This is a genomic window from Vibrio sp. RC2502 (genome assembly GCF_054850435.1).
Genome location: NZ_CM141453.1, coordinates 1,901,243 through 1,921,770 on the forward strand (window position 1 = coordinate 1,901,243; position 20,528 = coordinate 1,921,770).

Annotated in this window: 20 protein-coding genes; 7 read left to right on the forward strand and 13 right to left on the reverse strand. The window is 44.9% G+C overall.

What is annotated here, in order from left to right; genetic code table 11:
* Positions 1-49 precede the first annotated feature (49 nt).
* Positions 50-490, forward strand: coding sequence for a hypothetical protein (locus tag ACYJZR_RS08965; RefSeq protein WP_005495452.1), 441 nt, complete (start codon positions 50-52; stop codon positions 488-490).
* Between the two features lie 109 nt (positions 491-599).
* On the opposite strand, the gene ACYJZR_RS08970 is transcribed toward ACYJZR_RS08965, so the two are convergent.
* The 7 genes from ACYJZR_RS08970 to ACYJZR_RS09000 form a co-directional block, all read right to left on the reverse strand.
* Entirely contained in the window at positions 600-1,448 is an 849-nt protein-coding gene (locus ACYJZR_RS08970; RefSeq protein WP_005455010.1) for an ABC transporter permease, read from the reverse strand.
* 2 nt (positions 1,449-1,450) lie between these two features.
* A complete protein-coding gene (locus ACYJZR_RS08975) occupies positions 1,451-2,731 on the reverse strand; it encodes an ABC transporter permease (RefSeq protein WP_129146974.1) in 1,281 nt (426 codons plus the stop codon).
* Positions 2,728-3,849, reverse strand: a complete 1,122-nt coding sequence (locus ACYJZR_RS08980; RefSeq protein WP_062853018.1) for an ABC transporter ATP-binding protein — start codon at positions 3,847-3,849, stop codon at positions 2,728-2,730. Before ACYJZR_RS08980 ends, ACYJZR_RS08975 begins: the two co-directional genes overlap by 4 nt.
* 72 nt (positions 3,850-3,921) lie before the next feature.
* Entirely contained in the window at positions 3,922-4,836 is a 915-nt protein-coding gene (locus tag ACYJZR_RS08985) for a dihydrodipicolinate synthase family protein (protein ID WP_005454899.1), read from the reverse strand.
* A gap of 56 nt (positions 4,837-4,892) precedes the next feature.
* Positions 4,893-5,867 (reverse strand): bifunctional Delta(1)-pyrroline-2-carboxylate/Delta(1)-piperideine-2-carboxylate reductase, encoded by a 975-nt coding sequence (gene lhpI, locus ACYJZR_RS08990; protein ID WP_005454854.1) that lies wholly within the window; start codon positions 5,865-5,867, stop codon positions 4,893-4,895.
* Positions 5,868-5,947: 80 nt separating this feature from the next.
* Positions 5,948-7,021, reverse strand: coding sequence for a polyamine ABC transporter substrate-binding protein (locus ACYJZR_RS08995; protein WP_005486727.1), 1,074 nt, complete (start codon positions 7,019-7,021; stop codon positions 5,948-5,950).
* Between the two features lie 122 nt (positions 7,022-7,143).
* Complete coding sequence (locus ACYJZR_RS09000; protein ID WP_406964983.1) at positions 7,144-8,400, reverse strand: NAD(P)/FAD-dependent oxidoreductase; 1,257 nt, start codon at positions 8,398-8,400, stop codon at positions 7,144-7,146.
* 110 nt (positions 8,401-8,510) lie between these two features.
* On the opposite strand from ACYJZR_RS09000, the gene ACYJZR_RS09005 reads away from it, so the two are divergent.
* The 6 genes from ACYJZR_RS09005 (at position 8,511) to ACYJZR_RS09030 (ending at position 14,960) form a co-directional block, all read left to right on the forward strand.
* A complete protein-coding gene (locus ACYJZR_RS09005; protein WP_020903878.1) occupies positions 8,511-9,512 on the forward strand; it encodes a 4-hydroxyproline epimerase in 1,002 nt (333 codons plus the stop codon).
* Between the two features lie 18 nt (positions 9,513-9,530).
* Positions 9,531-11,057: an aldehyde dehydrogenase (NADP(+)) gene (locus ACYJZR_RS09010; RefSeq protein ID WP_406964981.1), complete on the forward strand. Its 1,527-nt coding sequence runs from the start codon at positions 9,531-9,533 to the stop codon at positions 11,055-11,057.
* A 167-nt stretch (positions 11,058-11,224) separates the two neighbouring features.
* Entirely contained in the window at positions 11,225-11,899 is a 675-nt protein-coding gene (locus ACYJZR_RS09015; protein ID WP_025521730.1) for a GntR family transcriptional regulator, read from the forward strand.
* A 24-nt stretch (positions 11,900-11,923) separates the two neighbouring features.
* Complete coding sequence (locus ACYJZR_RS09020) at positions 11,924-12,688, forward strand: hypothetical protein (RefSeq protein WP_021822822.1); 765 nt, start codon at positions 11,924-11,926, stop codon at positions 12,686-12,688.
* A gap of 294 nt (positions 12,689-12,982) precedes the next feature.
* Positions 12,983-14,566 (forward strand): S41 family peptidase, encoded by a 1,584-nt coding sequence (locus ACYJZR_RS09025; protein ID WP_140271134.1) that lies wholly within the window; start codon positions 12,983-12,985, stop codon positions 14,564-14,566.
* Positions 14,567-14,639: 73 nt separating this feature from the next.
* Positions 14,640-14,960 (forward strand): hypothetical protein, encoded by a 321-nt coding sequence (locus ACYJZR_RS09030; protein ID WP_461715815.1) that lies wholly within the window; start codon positions 14,640-14,642, stop codon positions 14,958-14,960.
* A 68-nt stretch (positions 14,961-15,028) separates the two neighbouring features.
* Here the strand turns inward: ACYJZR_RS09030 and rlmF are convergent, their stop codons facing one another.
* The 6 genes from rlmF to ACYJZR_RS09060 all read right to left on the reverse strand — a co-directional run bounded on the left by rlmF (position 15,029) and on the right by ACYJZR_RS09060 (position 20,528).
* Positions 15,029-16,156 (reverse strand): 23S rRNA (adenine(1618)-N(6))-methyltransferase RlmF, encoded by a 1,128-nt coding sequence (gene rlmF, locus ACYJZR_RS09035; RefSeq protein WP_140242913.1) that lies wholly within the window; start codon positions 16,154-16,156, stop codon positions 15,029-15,031.
* Positions 16,143-16,658: a M48 metallopeptidase family protein gene (locus ACYJZR_RS09040; protein ID WP_406964977.1), complete on the reverse strand. Its 516-nt coding sequence runs from the start codon at positions 16,656-16,658 to the stop codon at positions 16,143-16,145. Before ACYJZR_RS09040 ends, rlmF begins: the two co-directional genes overlap by 14 nt.
* A gap of 149 nt (positions 16,659-16,807) precedes the next feature.
* Positions 16,808-17,617 (reverse strand): LicD family protein, encoded by an 810-nt coding sequence (locus ACYJZR_RS09045; protein ID WP_005455037.1) that lies wholly within the window; start codon positions 17,615-17,617, stop codon positions 16,808-16,810.
* Positions 17,618-17,623: 6 nt separating this feature from the next.
* Positions 17,624-18,670 (reverse strand): NAD-dependent epimerase/dehydratase family protein, encoded by a 1,047-nt coding sequence (locus ACYJZR_RS09050; protein WP_075983934.1) that lies wholly within the window; start codon positions 18,668-18,670, stop codon positions 17,624-17,626.
* Positions 18,663-19,379, reverse strand: a complete 717-nt coding sequence (locus ACYJZR_RS09055) for an IspD/TarI family cytidylyltransferase (protein WP_005454982.1) — start codon at positions 19,377-19,379, stop codon at positions 18,663-18,665. The genes ACYJZR_RS09050 and ACYJZR_RS09055 overlap by 8 nt, the downstream gene beginning before the upstream one ends.
* A 9-nt stretch (positions 19,380-19,388) precedes the next feature.
* Positions 19,389-20,528 (reverse strand): polysaccharide pyruvyl transferase family protein, encoded by a 1,140-nt coding sequence (locus ACYJZR_RS09060; RefSeq protein ID WP_406964973.1) that lies wholly within the window; start codon positions 20,526-20,528, stop codon positions 19,389-19,391.

Consider the following 20,528-nt stretch of genomic DNA (forward strand, 5'->3'; position numbering starts at 1 on the left):
AAAAACCAAGCTACACTATCGCTCTCCCAACATATTTAGAATGAAATCTATGACCGATGCCGATATCGAACTTCAGCACCTGTGGTTAGAAATCCAAACGCAACGCTGGCAAAACGTGTCCCGTTTTTTATTCAGTTACTACTGCTATAAAAACAATTTAGTAAATAAAAACAACAAGGTTTGTTGGGAAACAGCCCGTGATGCATTGCCAGCCTCTATCAGCCTTAAAACTCGTAAACAGGCGGTTATTGAGCCTTTAGTTCCTGAAGAAACCGTGGTTGGTTTGCTCAAAGCCATCAGTAAAGATGGAGAGATGACGTTTGATGTAATGACGGCTACGCTTAACGCGTTTTTGCACTATGTGGTGATCAGCAAACAGGAGAAGCTACAGCTTAAACCTAACATGCCAGCGAGCTGGTATCAGCAGCATCACAGGCCTGTATTCGCCCGTTTTGAGCAAGCGGGAATAGAAATTCAACAAATCAAATAGCCCCCCTATCGAGCCGCAGACGTAAAAAAGCGCCCACAAGGAGGCGCGTTCGGTCAAAGGGTGAGTAATTCCTGGACGAGAAAGCTCTGAGCAACCGAAAAAGGCTTATTTATTCTTGAATCCCACGAATACGGACATTGCGTCTGCGTAAGATCTCCAACGTCACGAGCAAACACACGGACATAAAAATCAGCAAGGTCGCAACAGCCAAAATTGTCGGGCTGATTTGTTCTCGGATCCCTGACCACATCTGCCTTGGGACGGTTTTTTGTTCTGCGCCCGTTAAAAACAACGCCACGACCACTTCATCAAACGACGTGCCAAACGCAAACAATCCACCGGAAATCATGCCGGGACGGATCAACGGAAAAGTCACGTGCCTAAAGGTATAAACCGGATTTGCGCCCAAACTGGCCGCCGCTTTGACGAGGCTTTGATCAAAACCACTCAGCGTCGCGCTCACTGTGATCACGACAAAAGGCGTACCTAGCGCGGCATGCGCTAAGATAATGCCAAAATAAGTCTGAGATAGACCCAACCGAGTGTAGAAAAAATACATCGCAGCGGCAGAAATAATCACAGGCACAATCATTGGAGAGATCAGCAACGCCATAATGGCATTTCTAAACGGCAAATTGCTGTTGGCTAGTCCCAATGCGGCTAACGTACCCAGACCCGTCGCGATCAAAGTAGCCATGAGCGCAATAAACGTGCTGTTTTTGAGTGCTAATAACCACTGCTCATTGGTGAACATTTCTTGATACCAGCGTACAGAATAGGCGTCTGCGTCCAAGTTCAGCATACCTTCTGTAAACGTAAAATAAGGGGTGGCATTAAACGACAAGGGGATGATTGTCAGAATAGGCGCAATGAGAAAGAACAGCACCAGTCCACAAAATACCAAGTAGCCTGCGTAAGCCATTCTCTCACTTTTTGAAGCGTAGTTTGGTAGTGCCATGGTTATCCTCCTACCTTAATGTTATTTATGCCAACCACACGGTTAAACACATAAAACAGCGCGAGCACGACAAACAAAAGCAGCCCACCTAACGCCCCCGCCATTCCCCAGTTGAGCGAGGTTTGCATGTGGTATGCAATCATATTGGAGATCATTTGCCCACTCCTTCCTCCCACGAGTGCCGGCGTAATGTAAAAACCAATCGAAAGAATGAACGTGAGCAACGCTCCAGCGCCAATACCCGGTAAAGTAAGCGGCATGTAGACTTTGACGAATGCAACAAGAGGGGACGCCCCTAAGGAACGAGCGGCGCGGAAATACGTTGGACTGATGCCTTTCATCACACTGTAGAGCGGCAGAATCATAAAAGGCAATAAGATGTGTACCATAGAAACAACCGTACCAAAGGTATTGTGTATCATCTGAATTCGCTCAGACGTTAAACCAGACCACATCAGTAAATCATTAATCACCCCCTGATTTTGCAACAACACAATCCAAGAGGTCGTACGAACCAATAGTGATGTCCAAAAAGGCAGTAGCACCACAATCAACAGCAAGTTGGCGCGTTTGTCTGGCAAGTTTGCTAACAGATACGCCACGGGATAAGCCATCAACAAACAAATCACGGTAATTAAGATCGACATCCAAAAGGTTTTAAAGAAAAGGTCAACGTAGATCTGCCGTTTTTCTGGTTGCGCTTCAATCTCGCCCATTTCGTTCACCTGCACATCCAATGCCGCAAGGTAATGGTTGACGGTTATCGCACCGCTCAGGTTCTTAAAAGCAACCCAGTGTTTTGCATCCGCCCAGCGTTTATCAAGCCTACTCAGTTCTTTTATTGACGTAGGAAGCACTTCTAAACGAGACAATTTTCGTCCCGTTTTCATCATCAAACTGCGCATGCCAGAGACTTCTATGTTCATGCGATTGGCGATTTTAGGCAGGGCTTTGGTCTCATACAGTGCCAGCAGCTCAACCGAAAATGCCTCTACCACTTCGGAATCTGGCAATCCTTGATAATCCCAATGCGCTAACGCTTGGATTGTTTTCGGCAAGGCCTGCGGAATATCTCGGTTGTCGATACTGCGATAAAGCATTTCTAAAATAGGAAACGCAAATGTGAGCAAAATAAAGCATACCAACGGCAACGTCAGCATGATTGAGCGTAGGTTTTTATTGCGCTCCGCTTTTTGTAGTTGGGCTCTGAGATCGCTCTGTTGGTAATTCACATGTCGTTCGACTTCCAGCACCGAATCTAACGAGGTTAGCTCTCGACTCATGCCGCCACCTCTTCGGTTTCTGGTTGAATCGCATCTAGCGCATGGCAATCTGTACTTTGCCACCCAATTCGACACACCGTTCCCGGAATAAGGTTCAGATGCGTTCGGTTGTCGTTCGGCACTTTCACAACAAACTGACCAACCAGTTCAACGTCAACCACTAACCGATAATGATCACCGTGATAAATTAGCTCACGCAGCACGCCTTCAATTTGGTTATCACAAGACTCGTCATCAGGCTGGATGGAAATTTTCTCTGGTCGAATAGACAAGGTGGTGCGCTCGCTGTTTTGGGTCACTCGAACCGGTTTGGCAACGAAGTGAGCGGGGCCGACCTGGACTTGGCATCGCTCTGATTGCCACTCTTTTACCACACCAGAAAGCTGATTATTTTCACCAATAAACTGAGCGACGAACGCGTTACTCGGAGATTCATACAGTTCCGTTGGCGGGGCAAGTTGCTGCACTTCGCCTTGATTAAAAACTGCGATTCGGTCAGACATAGTGAGCGCTTCATCTTGGTCATGCGTGACATATAAAATCGTAATGCCGAGCTTTTCGTGCAGGTGTTTAATCTCCATCTGCATTTGCTCACGAAGTTGCTTGTCCAACGCGCCCAAAGGCTCATCCATCAGGACGAGTTTCGGTTCAAACACAAGTGCCCTCGCTAACGCGACACGTTGTTGCTGCCCGCCAGATAACTGCTTTGGATAACGACTGGCAACGTGCCCCAACTCGACCATGTCCAGTGCTCTCTGTACTTTATTTTGAATGGTTTGATTATCGAGCTTGCGCACTTTTAGAGGAAAAGCGAGGTTCTCCGCAATCGTCATGTGAGGAAACAGCGCGTAGTTTTGAAATACCATTCCGATGTCGCGTTTATGTGGCGCTAGATTGTTTACCGGAACGCCATCAATGTAAATCTCCCCGCCTGTTGCCGTTTCGAAACCCGCTAGCATCATCAGACATGTTGTTTTGCCTGATCCAGAAGGCCCCAACATGGTGACAAACTCTCCGGGTGCGATGTCTAAGTTGAAGTCTTTAACCACCAAGTTTGCACCGTCGTAGGTTTTCTTAACATGTTGAAAGCTCACATAATCCTTGTTTGCTGTGCTCATGGCATCCCTCCGTTCATTTTTGTATAGCGAAAATAAGTAGAGCGCCACAAAGCGCCCTACTCACTAGCTCAATTACAGATTGTATTTTGATAGGTCTAAGCGGGTAGCAAGCGCGTGCTCCACCATCTGGATCACTTGTTGACGCTCCTCACCTTTAAGCAGTTGGCGCGGTGCACGAACTTGCTCTGAACCACGGCCACACACTTGTTCAGCAAGCTTAATGCATTGAACCAGCGTAGGAATGGTGTCGAGACGCAGCAGCGGTAAGAACCAACGGTAAATTTCTAACGCTTCTGCATAACGGCCTTGGCTCGCCAGCTTGTAAATTGCAACGGATTCTTCTGGGAACGCATTGGTTAAGCCAGAAATCCAGCCTGTCGCTCCTAACATCAGCGACTCAAGCGCAATATCATCAACACCGCTGAACACGGTAAAACGATCATCGAACTTGTTGTAAAGCTCAGTGATACGACGCGTGTCGGTAGTCGACTCTTTGATTGCAACAATGCTGTCAAACTCAGCCAGCTTCGCCATGATATCGAGATTTACATCGACGCCGTACGCAACAGGGTTGTTGTAAATCATGATAGGCATCTCTGGCGTCGCTTCTGCCAGCGTGCGGTAGTAATCATATGTTTCGCTTTCAGACGTGCGGTAGACCATCGCAGGCATCACCATACACCCGTCGATACCAATTTTGTGCGCGTCTTGCATGTAATCGATAGCCGCTGTGGTAATTGACTCTGCCGTACCAGCAATAAGAGGAACACGACCATTAACCACTTCTTTGGCAGCTTGTAGCACCTGACGCTTTTCTTCCGGATATAGCGCGCAGTTCTCACCTACCGTACCAAGGCAAATAATGCCGTTCACACCATCTTTAATTTGGTTATCGATAACGGTTTGTGTTGCGTCTAGGTCAATGGACTGATCTTGACGAAACTGCGTACTGACCGCCGGATAAACACCTTTCCAATCTACTTTCATGAACTTCCTTTCCTTTATGTATATTGTATGCAATTTATAAAGACGAGCGAAAATGCTCAAATTTGGCTTTCAACGCCATGTTTTAACAACACCGCTTTTACTGCGGCTAAATCAGCCAAGGCACTGCCAACCGATTTATATAAGGTAATCACCTCGTCACTTTGACGCCCTTGCACTTGCTGAGCGCAAAGCTCAGGCAACTCCCCATAAATGTCTTCAGGTGTGAATACACCCTCTTGTATTGGGATCAGCAAATCTCCCGCTTCCGCCAACACATTAATGCGACTGTCGACATACACATTCGCTCTTTGCACCGAGACAGAATCGCATTCACGCTTGTCTAAGTCGTGATTACCCACCAGATCAATGTGTGTTCCTGACGGCACATCAGAGCCATTAAACAAAGGCTGAGCAGACGCAGTAATGCAACTGATGATGTCGACTTGATCAATCACTTGCTCAACGTTTTCGACCACAGACACAGAGAACTGGCGCGCTTCTGGAAGTGATTGATATTCAGAGGAAGACAGAATCTGATCCACCGTTGCGGCAGCCTTTTCTGGGTTTCGTCCCCAAACATAAACTTGTTTGAGTGGTCGAATCGCCGCGTAAGCCCACGCAAAATAAGGGGCTAAGTTGCCAGTACCACAAATCAACAAGCGGGAGGCATTTTTTCGCGCTAAGTAATCGGCGGCTAAAGCAGATGCGGCAGCTGTGCGCCAAAAAGTTAAGACTTTACCGTCCACCAGCGCGATAGGTTCACCATCTCCGCGTTTGAAGACCAACAACTTAGATGCCAAAGTATCTTTGCCTTGCAGAGGATTCTCAGGAAAGTAAGTAAATGCCTTAACGGCAATCAGTTCTTGGTTCCATGCGGGCAGTAAAGCAAAAGCTTCATACTTCCCCTCTTCTAATGACATCACTCTGCGCTGCGGAATCGTGGCAGGCTGCGCATAGATGTCTCGCATGGTTTCAATCAAAGAGTGCATACTCAAACTTTGCGCGACTTGTTGTGCATCGATGACTTTCATCACTTCTCCAAAATAGGTACGTTGAGTTCCAATTTGGGGTTTAACTCATCAATCGAGAAATAAACCCCTACAGTTAACGCCTAATTAAGCAGCCAAGTATTGAACTCTTCATTCAACTCATCGGCATAATCAGACCACCATTCGTCGTTAATCAAAAACGCCGTTTTAAAGTTCTGAGGCGCGGTCGGCAGGTTCGCCAGAATCTCTGGGCTTACTTCTGCGGAAGAAGACTTACGAGTTGGGCCATACGCGACGTATTTAGCTTGATCTGCCAAAGGCTTAGTACCCGAAGAAAAAGCAATGAAATCGAGGGCAAGTTTGGTATTCGCGCTTCCTTTAGGAATAGCCCAGCCGTTCATGTAACCCATTTGGTGATCCCAAATGATGCGAAATGGTTGGCCTTCATCTTTACGCGCGTTGTGTATCCGGCCATTGAAAGCAGACGCGATTACCACTTCTTTATCTGCCAACATTTGTGGTGGCTGCGCACCTGTCGTCCACCAAAGCACTTGCGGTTTGATGGTGTCGAGTTTGGCAAAGGCGCGTGCTCGCCCCTCTTCAGTTTCTAGTAGGCGGTAAACTTCGTCAGGTTTAACGCCATCGGCCAATAATGCCCATTCAAGGTTACCTTGAGGTTGCTTTTGTAGTGCTCGTCGACCGGGAAAGTTTGTTAAATCAAAAAGGTCCGTCAACTTGGTTGGAGCCGCTTTACCTTTGAAAGCATCCTCGTTCACCGCCAAGACGGTCGATACGACGATGGTGTTAATCGCACACTCGTGGATCGCCCCATCGATGAAATCCTCTTTTGCTGGTGTCCCGTCAGCGCCGGGAGGCAGAATACTCGGGTTGACGGGTTCCAAAAGCCCTTCCGCGCAGCCTCGAACAATGTCTGGTTTATCCAGCGAGACCAAATCCCAACGCACGTTGTTTGCTTCTACTTGCGCTTTAATCTCCGCCAAACCGCCACTGAAATCCTCCGATACGATCTCAACACCAGTCTTTTGGATGAATGGTTTGTGGTAAGCCTCTACTTGGCTTTTGGTGAACGCGCCACCCCATGAGACGACCGTTAGTTTATCTTCAGCGTATGCCGAGGTACCCAACAGCATTCCTGAAATCAACATCACCAGTGGTGTTTTCGTCATTCGTGACATGGTTTACTCCTTTGGTTGTTTTTCTGGAGGTATCCGTTACGGCTGTTGGATACCACATTTGTTAAATTTTCGTTAACATTAGCATTAAATATATTTTATACAATATTTAATTTTAAATTTTTTTAGGCAAATCGCTGTAGTGTGAACGGCGTAATATTCACCGATGTTGGCTTATCTGCAACGAGCTCAGAGATTAGGTCTGCAGTGATCGCCGCTTGAGTCAATCCCAAGTGCTGATGACCAAATGCCAGTAATACCTTGCCATTAAAACACTGGTCGATTACCGGCAACGAGTCGATTGTTGAAGGTCGATTTCCCATCCACTTTTCCTGCTGTTTCAACGGATTTAAACCGGACTCAAACATCGCGTTCCCCTGCTGATACAACATCTCTGCGCGCTTCATGTTTGGTGGCGATTTCACATCGGCATACTCGACTGTTCCCGCCAAACGTAAGCCTTCAGACATGGGCGTCATAATGAACTTTCTGTCGGCAGAACTGATAGGAAACGGCAATGACTCACGCTTGTCATTCATCATGAGATGGTAACCTCGCTCAGCTTGTATCGGGACATTCACACCGGTTAACTGGCGAACCAAAGCTTTAGAATGAACACCCGCTGCGACCACAATTTTGTCAAAAGACATTCGCTGAGTATTGACCAAGACATCGCCGTTTTTACTTACTGCGTTTACTTCTTCATGGACAAGTGAACCTCCGAGTTTTTCAAATGCATTACTTAGCTCAACGCAGAGTGCATAAGGGTTTATTGTATGTCCTGTTTCTGGAAAAAAGACGCCAAACCGAACCTTTTTACTGAGTTCAGGAAGCCGACGTCGGATTTCGTTTTGCGTCCAAAGCTCGTACCGAACACCTTGTTCCGCTAACGCATCAAGCGAACTTTGATAACCTTCAAACAAGCTTTCGCTTTCAAACGTCAGCAGTGAACCATCCATCTTAATCAGCCCACTTTTTCCGATCGAATCTAATAGCAGATTCCAACTCTGAACGGCTCGCGTGTTAAGGCTTGTTATCGCCTGCGTGGAAGCTTCTGCCGCTGAAGGTTTCGCTTTCAATAAAAAACGTATCATCCAACCGACGGTATTGGGCAAGTCTTGCCAACGAATAGAAACTGGACTTGTCGAACTCAATAACATCTTAGGTAATTGAGGGATCAAGGCCGGCGTGGCAAGAGGAAAAACTTGCTCGGTCGCGATGTGCCCGGCATTACCTTTCGAGCACCCATTGCCCACTCCATTCGGATCAAAAATGGTGACGCGATACCCCTGCTGTTGCAGTTTTAAGCCAATCGACAAACCGATGATTCCCGCCCCTATAACCGCGATGCTTTGATTTCTGAGTTCTTCCTTACCCAACATGAATATGCTCCAAGTCACATTTGAAAAAGCAGATTGTATACAATATATTTTACATTACGATAACATCAAGCTCGTTCGATTCAACCCATTTCTTCAGCAAGGAGAGAAAAATGAGACAAGGAACCTTTTTCTGTATCGATGCCCATACCTGTGGAAACCCAGTGAGATTGGTGGCTGGTGGTGTTCCACCACTTGAGGGCAACACGATGAGTGAAAAGCGTCAGTATTTCTTAGAGCATTATGATTGGATTCGACAAGCACTGATGTTTGAACCGCGTGGCCATTCAATGATGTCGGGCTCCGTTGTTTTACCGCCTTGCAGTGACAATGCAGATGCTTCCATCCTTTTTATTGAAACTAGTGGCTGCCTGCCTATGTGTGGACACGGCACCATTGGTACCGTGACCACCGCCATCGAAAATCGTTTGATTACGCCGAAAGAAGAAGGCCGTTTGATCCTCGACGTGCCAGCCGGCCAAATAGAAGTCCACTACCAAACCAAAGGTGACAAGGTCACGTCAGTAAAGATTTTTAATGTTCCAGCTTATCTTGCGCATCAAGATGTCACGGTTGAAATCGAAGGTTTGGGAGAAATCACCGTAGATGTCGCTTACGGCGGCAACTACTACGTCATTGTTGATCCACAAGAAAATTATGCGGGACTCGAGCACTACTCCCCTGATGAGATTTTAATGCTCTCCCCCAAAGTGCGCACCGCCGTTTCTAATGCAGTGGAATGCATCCATCCAAATGATCCCACGGTTTGCGGCGTTTCCCATGTACTTTGGACAGGGAAACCAACGCAAGACGGCGCAACGGCTCGCAATGCCGTTTTTTATGGCGATAAAGCGCTCGACCGTTCGCCATGTGGAACCGGCACGAGCGCACGTATGGCGCAATGGCACGCGAAAGGAAAACTCAAATCAGGCGAAGATTTCGTGCATGAAAGCATCATCGGCAGCCTATTTAACGGCCGTATTGAGGGCATCACCGAAGTAAACGGGCAAACGGCGATTTTGCCGAGCATTGAAGGTTGGGCACAAGTGTATGGACACAACACCATTTGGGTCGATGACGAAGACCCGTACGCGTACGGATTTGAAGTGAAATAAGGACAGTAAGGAAGAACAATGAATTCGCAAAACTCACAGGTGTTTTACGCCACTAACGCCTTTACCGGTGAACTATTAACGACGGCGTTTCCCGTTCATGGCGAGATAGAAGTTAACCAAGCTGCAGAAGCTGCAGCCAAAGTTGCACGCAGCTTTCGCCGACTCAGCAACGAAAAGCGCGCCAACCTACTCTGCTCTATTGCGTCAGAGTTAGAAGCAAGACGTGAAGATATTGTCGCGTGTGCGCATTTAGAAACAGCGCTTCCACAGGCACGTTTAGAGGGGGAAGTCGGCAGAACGGCTAACCAGCTACGATTGTTCGCAGAGGTTGTAAAATCTGGCAGTTATCATCAAGCCATCTTCGATACGCCAAATCCTGAACGCCAACCTCTACCAAAGCCTGACATTCGTCGCCAACAAATTGCCATTGGCCCTGTTGCCGTCTTTGGTGCTTCGAACTTTCCGCTGGCATTCTCAGCCGCGGGTGGCGATACCGCATCTGCACTTGCGGCTGGATGTCCGGTTATTGTTAAAGGTCATACCGCGCACCCGGGAACGAGCCAAATCGTCGCCGAATGTATTGAAAACGCACTGAATAAAGAAGACCTGCCTTCAGCTATTTTTACTTTGCTTCAAGGTAACAAACGTGAACTTGGCCAAGCGTTAGTGACACATCCAAAGATTAAAGCCGTTGGGTTCACAGGCTCAGTTAGTGGAGGGCGCGCCTTATTCAACCTTGCTCAACAGAGACCGGAGCCGATCCCTTTTTATGGAGAACTCGGCGCCATTAACCCAACCTTTATTCTCCCAGAAGCGATGAAGAACAACGCTTCACTTGCAGAGCAGTTTGTCGCATCAATGACCATGGGTTGCGGCCAGTTTTGTACAAAACCGGGAGTAGTGTTCGCGTTGAATACTCCAGAAACACAAGCCTTTATCGAAACCGCTCAGGCTTTGATTCGTCAACAGTCCCCTTCTACGCTTCTCACTCAAGGTATCCGAGAAACCTATGAGAACGAAGTCGTCAAGCGGGCCGCTGATCAGGGTATTAACGTGACTTACTCTCAGGCTGACTCTCCAAATGTCGCCTCTGCGCTGTTTGTCACCGACAGCCAAAACTGGCGCACAAACCCAGAATGGGAAGAAGAGATTTTCGGCCCTCAATCAGTGATTGTTGTCTGTAAGGACTTCGAGGACTTACTCGATCTAAGTGAAACACTGAGCGGCACCCTGACCGCTACCATCCACGCGACTGAAGCAGATGCATCACTCGCTGAGCAGTTGATTCCATACCTGGAAGAAATTGCCGGACGCCTAGTGTTCAATGGCTGGCCAACTGGCGTAGAGGTTGGTTATGCGATGGTTCATGGTGGGCCGTATCCTGCGTCGACCCATGTGGCATCAACCTCTGTCGGAGCAGAAGCCATTCACCGTTGGTTACGCCCGGTCGCTTACCAAGCGTTACCAGAAAGCTTGTTGCCCGATTCGTTAAAAACGTCTAACCCGTTAAACATCCAACGCGCTATCGACGGTAAAACGTCATAACAGGCAACATACTCTTAGCTAAATGGTTCAAAAAGGCACCAGTTGGTGCCTTTTAATTCACTCTACTTCTCAAAACCTTATTTCGTAGTTGGCTTAAGCCGGAAAAACAATAAACTACTAGAGTTAAATGGATTGGATACAATATTTATTTTTGAGGGGAGCCTTCAATGTCACAAAAACCTGTTTTTAAGACGCGTACTCAGCTCGTTGAAGAAGCAATTCGAACTCAGATCCTGAAGGGCGAGTTAAAAACTGGTCAGCCTTTACGTCAGGATGCGTTAGCAAAAGAGTTCAATGTCAGCCGAATTCCTGTGCGTGAAGCACTAGTACAATTGGAAGCGCAGGGTTTAGTCAGTTTCGAGCCACATAAAGGCGCGACAGTGACTGAGCTGTCTCCAGATAAAATCGATGAGCTATTTGAACTGCGTGCGGTTGTGGAATGCCACATCCTGGAACGTGCGATTCAAAACATGACGGATGAAGATCTAGAACGCGCTCGTGAAGTTCGTGAACGTTTCGAAGCGGTGGTAAATAGTGGCGACGAAGTGGAAGAATGGAGTAACTATAACTACGAATTCCACAAAGCGTTATACGCACCTGCCAACATGCCAGAAACCATGGATGTGATTTACAGCTTAAATACCAAATGCGATCGCTACATTCGTATGCAGTTGTTATTCACCACAGGCATTAAAAAAGCGGAACAAGAACATTTGACCTTGTTTGAAATGTGCCAGAACAGAGATATTGATGGCGCAAAATATCTGCTGAAAAAACACATTCTAGAAGCAGGTACAGCTATTCGTAACTTGCTGTTAGAAAGACAGAGCCCAAATAACTAAACAGATAACTTAGCGGAATCACGGATGAATGTTGGACCTAAATTTCTGTTGGCGGCGCTGCGACAAAAAATAAAAGACGAAGGGCTGTGTTACAGCTCTTTATCAGAGAAAAGTGGCATTCCTCTCTCGAGTATTAAACGACACCTTCACAATCCCTCTCTCGGATTGGATAAAATTCTCCTCTACCTAAACTACCTAAATACTGACCTGATCGAGCTAGCCAATTTAGCCAACCAACTCCAGCATGAAAACGAACAAATGCTGACGGATGAACAAAGTGCACTCTTTCTCGAACACCCTTACCTCCTCGACTTCATCTATATGGTGACATCTCGAAATCTTGAGCCGAAAAAGATTGCTGAAATGTACAACCTAACAGAGACAAGCTTGCGTTTTTACCTCCGCATTGCAGAGATTCTCGGTTATGTGGAAGATTTTGGTGATGGTTTGTTTTATCGCTCCGGCCGCCGATTTTTGATGGAAGAAGGCTCAGATCTCGACTCTCTATTTCGTGAACGTTTTCAGAAAGAATCACTTTCGCATGAAGTCAGCCCCGGTATTTGTATTGGTCGTATTCGTCTGACCGAAGCGCAGCGATTGCAGTTAGAAGATGATGTTTACAATAAACTGGTCAAGTTCAATGCGCTCAATACCTCCAACCAAGATGGCGAGTTAACTAACGTTTTAATGCGTTGCACTCCAGGAACACAAATATTTTTCTCTGACGGATTACCTAATATTGATGGGGATTTATTAAAGTATGTTTCTCAGCTCAATCAACGTATTTAAATTAAATCGCACATACCAATATTAATTCCAAACTTAAAATAAATTGAACAAGTCAGTATACTTGTTCAAACCAATCCATTTAATTGACATTAAATTCTGTTAAAACACGTCATTTAAATATCCACATATAAATATACTGCTAAAACACTAACCTACCTTCCGTTAAACCTATCACAATATTTAAATATAAATTTGCGCATAAACAGTTGAAATTTATACATTCATCAATGCTAAGGAAATAAAAATAAGCAGATTAAATAATTATAAAATCATCACTTGTAGGGACATACAAATATGAAATTTCAGTATTCTATTGCAACGGCAGTTACTCTAGCGTTATTACAAGGCTGTGGTGGTGGCGACGGCGCTTCTCCATCCATCAATACGTCAACCAATTCGGCATGGACGCAAGGCGATTACAGTAAAACCTCTAACGAATTTGCCAACCGATGTGAAACGCTAAGAACGGGCTTAGATCCGTACGCGGGTTACCAACCATACCCAGACAAAGCAGGTTCAGCGTTGCAAGAAAAACTCTTTTTACGTGCTTTTACCAATGAAACCTACCTTTGGTACGATGAAGTACCGGATAGAAACCCAAGCTTTTACAGCAGTGTCATTGCTTATTTCCACTCACTCGTGACTTCTGAAACAACTGCAACTGGAAAAACGAAAGATCGCTTTCACTTCGCTATTCCTTATGATGATGAAATGAAATCCTCACAATCGGGATTGGTTGCTGGGTTTGGATTTAATTGGTCGTTCATTCAAGCGACAGAGCCTCGAGACGTTCGTATTTCTTATACGGAAGACAACTCTCCAGCCGCATTAAACGGTATTGTTCGTGGAGATAAGTTAATAAAGATTGGCTCAATCGATGTGGTGAATACTTCAAACAACGCAGAAATTAACACGATTAATACCACGCTATTTAGTCCAGAAATAAATAAAGAGTATTCGTTTACATTTGAAACCGTAGATGGATACAGAAAGTCTGTAATACTGAAAGCCGCAGATGTTGCGACTTCTCCGGTTCGTAATGCGAAAGTCATTGAGCACAACGGTAAAAAAGTCGGTTACCTGCAATACAACTCGTTCGAGCCAAGTGCACAAACACCGCTCATTAACGCCTTTAATAAATTGGCAGAAGCTCAGGTTGATGAAATTGTTATCGATTTACGATACAACGGCGGCGGTTTAGTGCTGCAATCTTCTCAAGTGGGATACATGCTCAGCGGCGCGGATAAAAATCGTGTCTTTAGTGAGCTTATTCACAACGATAAGATCATGAAAACCATACCTAATGGCGACAATGTATACCCATTTACTAACGTAGCCATCGACTGGGCAGCAGGCAAGTTCTCAGACCAAATGTTGCCTACTCTAGGCAAGCAGCAAGTTTATGTGCTGACCTCTGGCGGTACGGCCTCTTCAAGTGAATTACTGATGAATGCACTGCGCGGTATTGATGTTAATGTTATCCAAATTGGCTCAACCACAATGGGTAAACCTTATGGATTCGCACCCGAGCAGAACTGTGGCACCATGTACTACACCATTCAGTTTAAATCTGCGAACGAAAAACAATTTGGCGACTTTGCCGACGGTTTTGTTCCAACACCTAAGAGCCAAATTAGCAACAACCTTGGTTTAGATAATCGAGTTGAAGGTTGTTGGGTAGATGACGACTTAACGAAGCCGCTAGGCGATACATCCGAGCGCATGCTATCTGCCGCACTCAACTACATGGATACAGGAACTTGTCCACAAGTGTCGCCTGCGAGTTTCAACACAATGCCACTTAACAGCGACTCTCCAGCACTTAAGGATCACCGTTCACCACTAAGAACAGAGGCTATACATGTTGAGATCAACTAGATCAAAGCGCGCAACAGCTATAAGACTTTGTGCTTGTCTTGGACTAACACTACCGATTTTGGGGTGTGAAGCAATGTCACGAGAACCTGTTGAAGCCTTAAGCACTAAAACCACACCGGAGGCCGTAACGGAAGTACAAGCTGTGATTGCACAAATTCAAGGTACGCCAGCACCGAGAATCGCAAGCAACGTATTTGAATCGTCTCCGCACTTGTTGATTGAGAAAGGCAGAGTTAAAGGCAAGGATAACGTGCTACTAGACGGTAGCTATACCGATTTTCCTGACCAGTACACATTGCAGATTCGCGGTACAACCTGCGGACTGTTCTACGCGAAAACAGACCAGTTTGTGCCACTAACAGCACTGAATTGTGAACCAGTCACCAAACGTTGATCAAAAAGCCCGCTGAAAATTGCGGGCTTTTCTTATCTATTCTGCTGAACAAATACAAGTAGATAAAATTATTTCAGCTCAATCCAAGTCTTTCTTTGCTGCTTGTCCATGAATGACCAAGCCATAAAACGACTGATTTTTTGGCCTTGGCTCATTTCCACCACACGAATCGCTTTAACTCCCAGCTTTTCTAGCTGCTTACGCATCGGACGCACGTTGTCTTTTTTCGAAATCAACGTCGTAAACCACAGCACTTGAGAGCTGAATGCTTGGCTTTCATCGGCCATTCGACGAATAAACGCCGCTTCTCCACCTTCACACCAAAGCTCGGCGTTTTGACCACCAAAGTTCAACGTTGGCTTGCCCTGCTTCACTGGGCTATTTTGCTGCTTGACCCCTTTTTTGCGCTGGTTTGCTTTTAGGTTGTCTAGTTTACGCTGACTGCCCATCGCAGCATCTTCTGCTGAACGATGAAACGGCGGGTTACAGGTCGTCACATCAAAGCGATCATTTGGCTGAATTACACCGCGATAGATGTGTAACTCGCTCATTTGTTGTACGAGTTCAATTTTTCCGTTTAACGCGACGTTGCGCTCAACGATATTGGCTGCGGAGTCTATGGATTTCGGATCAACATCGCTGCCCGTATAGTGCCAGCCGTATTGAGTAACACCGACGATCGGATAAATACAGTTTGCTCCAACACCCACATCCAGCGCGCGTACATTCTGATGGCGGTACTTTCCTTTGACTTCACCATCAAGCAGTTCTGCCAGCCGGTGAATGTAGTCCGCTCGACCAGGAATTGGTGGACATAAATAGTGCTCAGGAATATCCCAAAAATCAATGTCGTAATACGCCGTGAGAAGTGCTTTGTTAAGCATTTTCACTGCATTCGGGTCAGAGAAGTTGATTGAATCTTCGCCTTTAGGATTCTTGATAACAAACGATGCCAGCGATGGCTCACTGGCGATTAGCTTTTTGAAATTATAGCGACCACGATGCGCATTACTTTCATGCAAGCCACTTTTAGCAATCTTGATAAAATCCACATCGCTCTTTTCTGCCGATAGTTTCGCTTTCACTGCTGCTTTCTTTTTTACACGCTTCGGCTTGGCCTTGTTAACGTCGTTATCATGCTTTGGCTTAGCTGCTTTAGACGGAGCCTGTTTCGCGTTGTGGCTATTGTTCTTCATTCGAGTTCGCTTTTAAATCGAGGTAAATCATAAACAGACGAGCATCAAATTCGAGTTGGTGATACTCAGGCTCCATGTAACAACACAGTTGGTAAAACGCTTTATCGTGATTCTTCTCGCGAGTATGAGCCAGCTCATGCACCACTAACATTCGCAACAGTGCCTCTGGCGCATCTTTAAAAACGTTCGCAATGCGAATTTCGTTTTTTGACTTTAGCTTCCCGCCATGATTTCGGCTGATCACACTATGAAGCCCCAGCGCGTTGTTCACCGCATGAATTTTCTTATCGTAGACTATTTTACTGATTGGTGAGGCTTTCTTCATATAGCGGTTTTTAATCGCTATTGCATACTCGTAGAGAGCCTTCTCGCTTTTGATTTGGTGTCTATCTGGATAGCGCTTTTCGAACCAAGGGATCAGTTTTCCATTGTCGACCAATGAGCTCACCTGCTCAACGATGTTCTGAGGATAGCCTTGAATGTATCGAAGTGACGGATGCATGAGTGTTAAGTCTGCTATGACAAAATAAAGGCGCCAATTCTAGCTTTTATCAATCTGTAATACCAATAACAGTCGACCGTACGCAACTTTAACAAGGATAAATTGTTGTGTTATTGCCTAACCTTGTAGAGAAGCTAGGCATAACGGGACTACATAGGAAGCAAGTGCTCTTTGATAAAACCTACGTTATCGTGGTTTTCTCTATCCTGTTCTTTTGGCAACTGCATGTAGTCACCATAAATCATGGATAGGTAATCATCGTATCTAGCGATGCATTTATATTGACGATCTTCAAATGGGCACGAAGTATAATCATGATAAAGCGATGACTCCGTAAACTCTTTAGCAAGGTAACTGCTGCCAATGCTCACGGCATAACCATCATCATTAACTGAGCATGTTGAACACAACCCTTTGATTGCTGATAGAAACCATTTTTTAGGCAAAAGCTTTAAGCACTTTTGAAACAACCGGAATGCGATATTTACTATTGGGTTTGCCCTATCATGTCTCGAACGTTGAATACGAGCGAAAAAGTTGATCGCTTTCATTAATGAAAAGCGTAACTTTGCTGCCCCCTTCTCTTTACCAAGGCTATCAATAGGAAATATATCAATATTGATCCCGACGCCTTTAATTCGCCCGTTCGAAATAACAGAATCATTCAGAGATAGCTTGCTGAACAAAAACGGATAAGGATTGTGCTTGGTGTCCAAATTGAAAAACGTGAAATCAGGATACTCTTTGGCAAAATTTTGCAACAGGTATTCGTAATCTTCCCTTGGCATCATAATATCGATGTCATCATCCCAAGGAATGTAACCTTTGTGACGTATCGCCCCTAACAGCGTTCCACCCGCCAGCGAGTACTCCAAATCGTGACGCTCACAAAACAGATGCACTCTATCTAAAATAGACATCTGTACGCTTCTGAGCTGCTCAAATGTTAGTTTTTTCAATTTAACTTACCTAATAAACTCGATGGTTTTCTCTAGACCAGATTTCAGATCAACCCTTGGCTTCCAGCTCAGAGCTTCAATTTTCTCCGTACACAACTTGGTTCTTTTATATTGACAATACGCATTGTCGTTAGATATTTCATGCTTAACAGAAGAAATGCCACCGCCTAGGTCCGAAAGAAGGTTTGCCAGTTGCAATATAGAAACTTCTTCCGTTTCATTGGCAATGTTGTACGCGGTATTTACCTCACCTTTTAACAACACCAAAAGCATTGCTGATACAGCATCTGTGACATAGCAAAATGAGCGCAGCGCACTTCCATCGCTTTTCAGCACTATTGGTTGATTATCTATCACGCAACCAACTAAATCTGACATCACGCGTCCATCATTTAGGAACATACCTGGCCCGTAAGAATGAGCGATTCGCACTGCAGTGAAAGGAACGTCATGCTGAATGGCGTAGCTTTGTAACAATGTCTCAGCCATTCTTTTACTCTCTGGGTAGCAAGATCTTGAGTCCAATGGGTCAAAGCTGCCAAAGTCCCTTTCGCGGATCAGCTCTTGACTCTCTAAGTTTCCATACACTTCACGAGTGGACATGAACAAAAAGTTTTTTACTCGTTTGTTTTTAACGAGCTCAAGCAAATTCATGGTTCCAACAACGTTGGCCTGAATAATCCCAACAGGATCATGTTTGATGTGATGTGGGCTTGCATTACTCGCCGCATGAATAACGAAATCGACTTCGTCATCAAACTCAATCGGCTGGCAAACATCTTGGTAAAAACATTCAAATTCACCGGTCAGCTCACCAAATAAGTTTTGAACTTTCTGTTCACTACGGGCTAACAGCAAAACTCTGATGTTCAGTTGATCTTTTCTATTGAGATAAACAAAAAAGCGAACCATACAAGCTGCAAGCATTCCTGTCGCACCCGTAACAAGTACAGTTTTATTTCGCAACAAATCCCATGACTTCTGGCTCAAGTACAATTGCTCGTTATCATCACTGATGATATTAATCCGATTATTTTTCATATAATTAACCAAAAACCTGTAGATTTTCCTGCGTATCGATTATTGCCTTAAAAATAAAGAAATCGATGGGTGACGTGATTTTAATGTTTTCAGAAATGCCAGAGACTAGGCGGACATCGTATCCGTACTTTGTCATCAACGAACATGAATCGATCGCTTCGGTGTAACAGTCCTCACGCGCTTGACGATGTACTTTAAGAATATCGCGCAAATAAAAGCTTTGTGGCGCTTTCGCTAATCGAGATAACGAACGATCGTGAACGTCTTTCACGACGTCTTCATTGTCGACAAGGACAAAGGTCTCTACTGGAGGACAAGTAGTGATCGCACTACCGTGACTTTTGACCGCTTCGATATTTCGGTTGATAATTTCGTCATTGATTAAAGGTCGAACGCCATCATGAATCAATACAACAGAGTTATGATCAAACTCTTCTTCTATCTTACATAAGCCGTTAAATATCGACTCCTGACCAGTTTCACCACCGGGAATAACAAACTTCACTTTCTGAATATCAAATTTGAACAACAGTTTGCGTAAATAATCGATCCACGGTTCAACGCAAACTACAACAATGGCATCAATGTTTTTGTTCTCTTCAAACTTCTCAAGTGTGTATATAATTACTGGCTTGTTATATAGCTCTAAAAACTGCTTCGGTTTAGTGCTGTTTTGCATTCGGGTTCCGACACCACCAGCAAAAATCAAGGCAACATTCATAATTCACTCCTAAATCATAGATATCATTTTGTTAATGCTAGTGTTCACCGTCTCTCTATATCGTTCATAGTGATTAGGTTCGTAACCTTCCGCGACAGACAGAGTTAAGCGATCAATGATCTCATTTGCATCAAAATCTTGATGGGAAAAGAAACGTTCTGGATAGCCTATACACTCACCGAACATTTTGACTTTGTTGTTCCAAACAAGCCCTACAACAGGAACAGTCAAAGAATAAGAAATAATGCAGGCATGAAGTCGAGCGGCGATTGTGCATTTAAATGTTGAAATAAGCTCAACCAGCTCTCTTGGCGTTTGTGGCTCAATAACGTTTAGTTGCTTCCCTAGATAGGTCTCCAGATCTTCTAGAATATCTACGTCGCTTTTCAAGCCATTAGTAAACAGCTGATAAGATTGCCCTCGAGCTTCCAGTTCTGAAATAAGCGAGGCATATAGCTCGATAACTTGCGTTCTATCCAGATCAATACCGTTATCTTTGAAGATCCTTGCACGCACCAATCCAAGCCCGACAACATCTCGCGATTTTTTCTGTATCCCATAAACTTCTGAGCTGAAAACTGCTGAATCTGCTACTTGAGCGGTTTTGATGTACCCGTTTTCTATGTAGCCATCATTGAGCAAGCTCAAATCATCACGTGTCGTAACCATTTTTATAGCACTATGATTCAGACTTTCTTTTAACAATCGACATTTGTAGTTGCTTTGGTCATAACCTTCGACGCCCACAGCGTTGAAAAAAATCGGGCATGGCTTATTCGCAACCGTGTCAACTAAAGCAGAAATATGCGCCCAACAATCTTGGTACTTAAACTTAATCATTCCTCCGCCTGCAAATACAATTGCAGACGCATCATTAAATTTATTTTTGTAATCTCGTTTATAACAGCCAACTTTATAATCAAACGATGAGCAAGAAGATAGTCTGCTTAAAATTTTATTTATTACTTTTCTTTTTAATTTTTTAAAACTATTAAATTCGTTTGAATAATTTAGGTTAAACCTTTCAACAGAGAATTCATTATCTATAATATTCTTCTTTATAAGATATTCTGCACTATCTGCTATCACTTGATCACCAAGGTTTGTGTCATGTGTATAGCCAACCATCACCAACTTTTTCGCTGTCAT

Coding starts and splice junctions, on each gene's coding strand:
- ACYJZR_RS09025 (WP_140271134.1), top strand. CDS start 12,983: ATGAAATTTCAGTATTCTATTGCAACGGCAGTTACTCTAGCGTTATTA.
- rlmF (WP_140242913.1), bottom strand. CDS start 16,156: ATGAAGAACAATAGCCACAACGCGAAACAGGCTCCGTCTAAAGCAGCT.
- ACYJZR_RS09060 (WP_406964973.1), bottom strand. CDS start 20,528: ATGACAGCGAAAAAGTTGGTGATGGTTGGCTATACACATGACACAAAC.
- ACYJZR_RS09005 (WP_020903878.1), top strand. CDS start 8,511: ATGAGACAAGGAACCTTTTTCTGTATCGATGCCCATACCTGTGGAAAC.
- ACYJZR_RS09020 (WP_021822822.1), top strand. CDS start 11,924: ATGAATGTTGGACCTAAATTTCTGTTGGCGGCGCTGCGACAAAAAATA.
- ACYJZR_RS09030 (WP_461715815.1), top strand. CDS start 14,640: ATGTCACGAGAACCTGTTGAAGCCTTAAGCACTAAAACCACACCGGAG.
- ACYJZR_RS08995 (WP_005486727.1), bottom strand. CDS start 7,021: ATGTCACGAATGACGAAAACACCACTGGTGATGTTGATTTCAGGAATG.
- ACYJZR_RS08985 (WP_005454899.1), bottom strand. CDS start 4,836: ATGAAAGTAGATTGGAAAGGTGTTTATCCGGCGGTCAGTACGCAGTTT.
- ACYJZR_RS09015 (WP_025521730.1), top strand. CDS start 11,225: ATGTCACAAAAACCTGTTTTTAAGACGCGTACTCAGCTCGTTGAAGAA.
- ACYJZR_RS08965 (WP_005495452.1), top strand. CDS start 50: ATGACCGATGCCGATATCGAACTTCAGCACCTGTGGTTAGAAATCCAA.
- lhpI (WP_005454854.1), bottom strand. CDS start 5,867: ATGAAAGTCATCGATGCACAACAAGTCGCGCAAAGTTTGAGTATGCAC.
- ACYJZR_RS09010 (WP_406964981.1), top strand. CDS start 9,531: ATGAATTCGCAAAACTCACAGGTGTTTTACGCCACTAACGCCTTTACC.
- ACYJZR_RS09040 (WP_406964977.1), bottom strand. CDS start 16,658: ATGCATCCGTCACTTCGATACATTCAAGGCTATCCTCAGAACATCGTT.
- ACYJZR_RS08980 (WP_062853018.1), bottom strand. CDS start 3,849: ATGAGCACAGCAAACAAGGATTATGTGAGCTTTCAACATGTTAAGAAA.
- ACYJZR_RS08975 (WP_129146974.1), bottom strand. CDS start 2,731: ATGAGTCGAGAGCTAACCTCGTTAGATTCGGTGCTGGAAGTCGAACGA.
- ACYJZR_RS08970 (WP_005455010.1), bottom strand. CDS start 1,448: ATGGCACTACCAAACTACGCTTCAAAAAGTGAGAGAATGGCTTACGCA.
- ACYJZR_RS09055 (WP_005454982.1), bottom strand. CDS start 19,379: ATGAATGTTGCCTTGATTTTTGCTGGTGGTGTCGGAACCCGAATGCAA.
- ACYJZR_RS09000 (WP_406964983.1), bottom strand. CDS start 8,400: ATGTTGGGTAAGGAAGAACTCAGAAATCAAAGCATCGCGGTTATAGGG.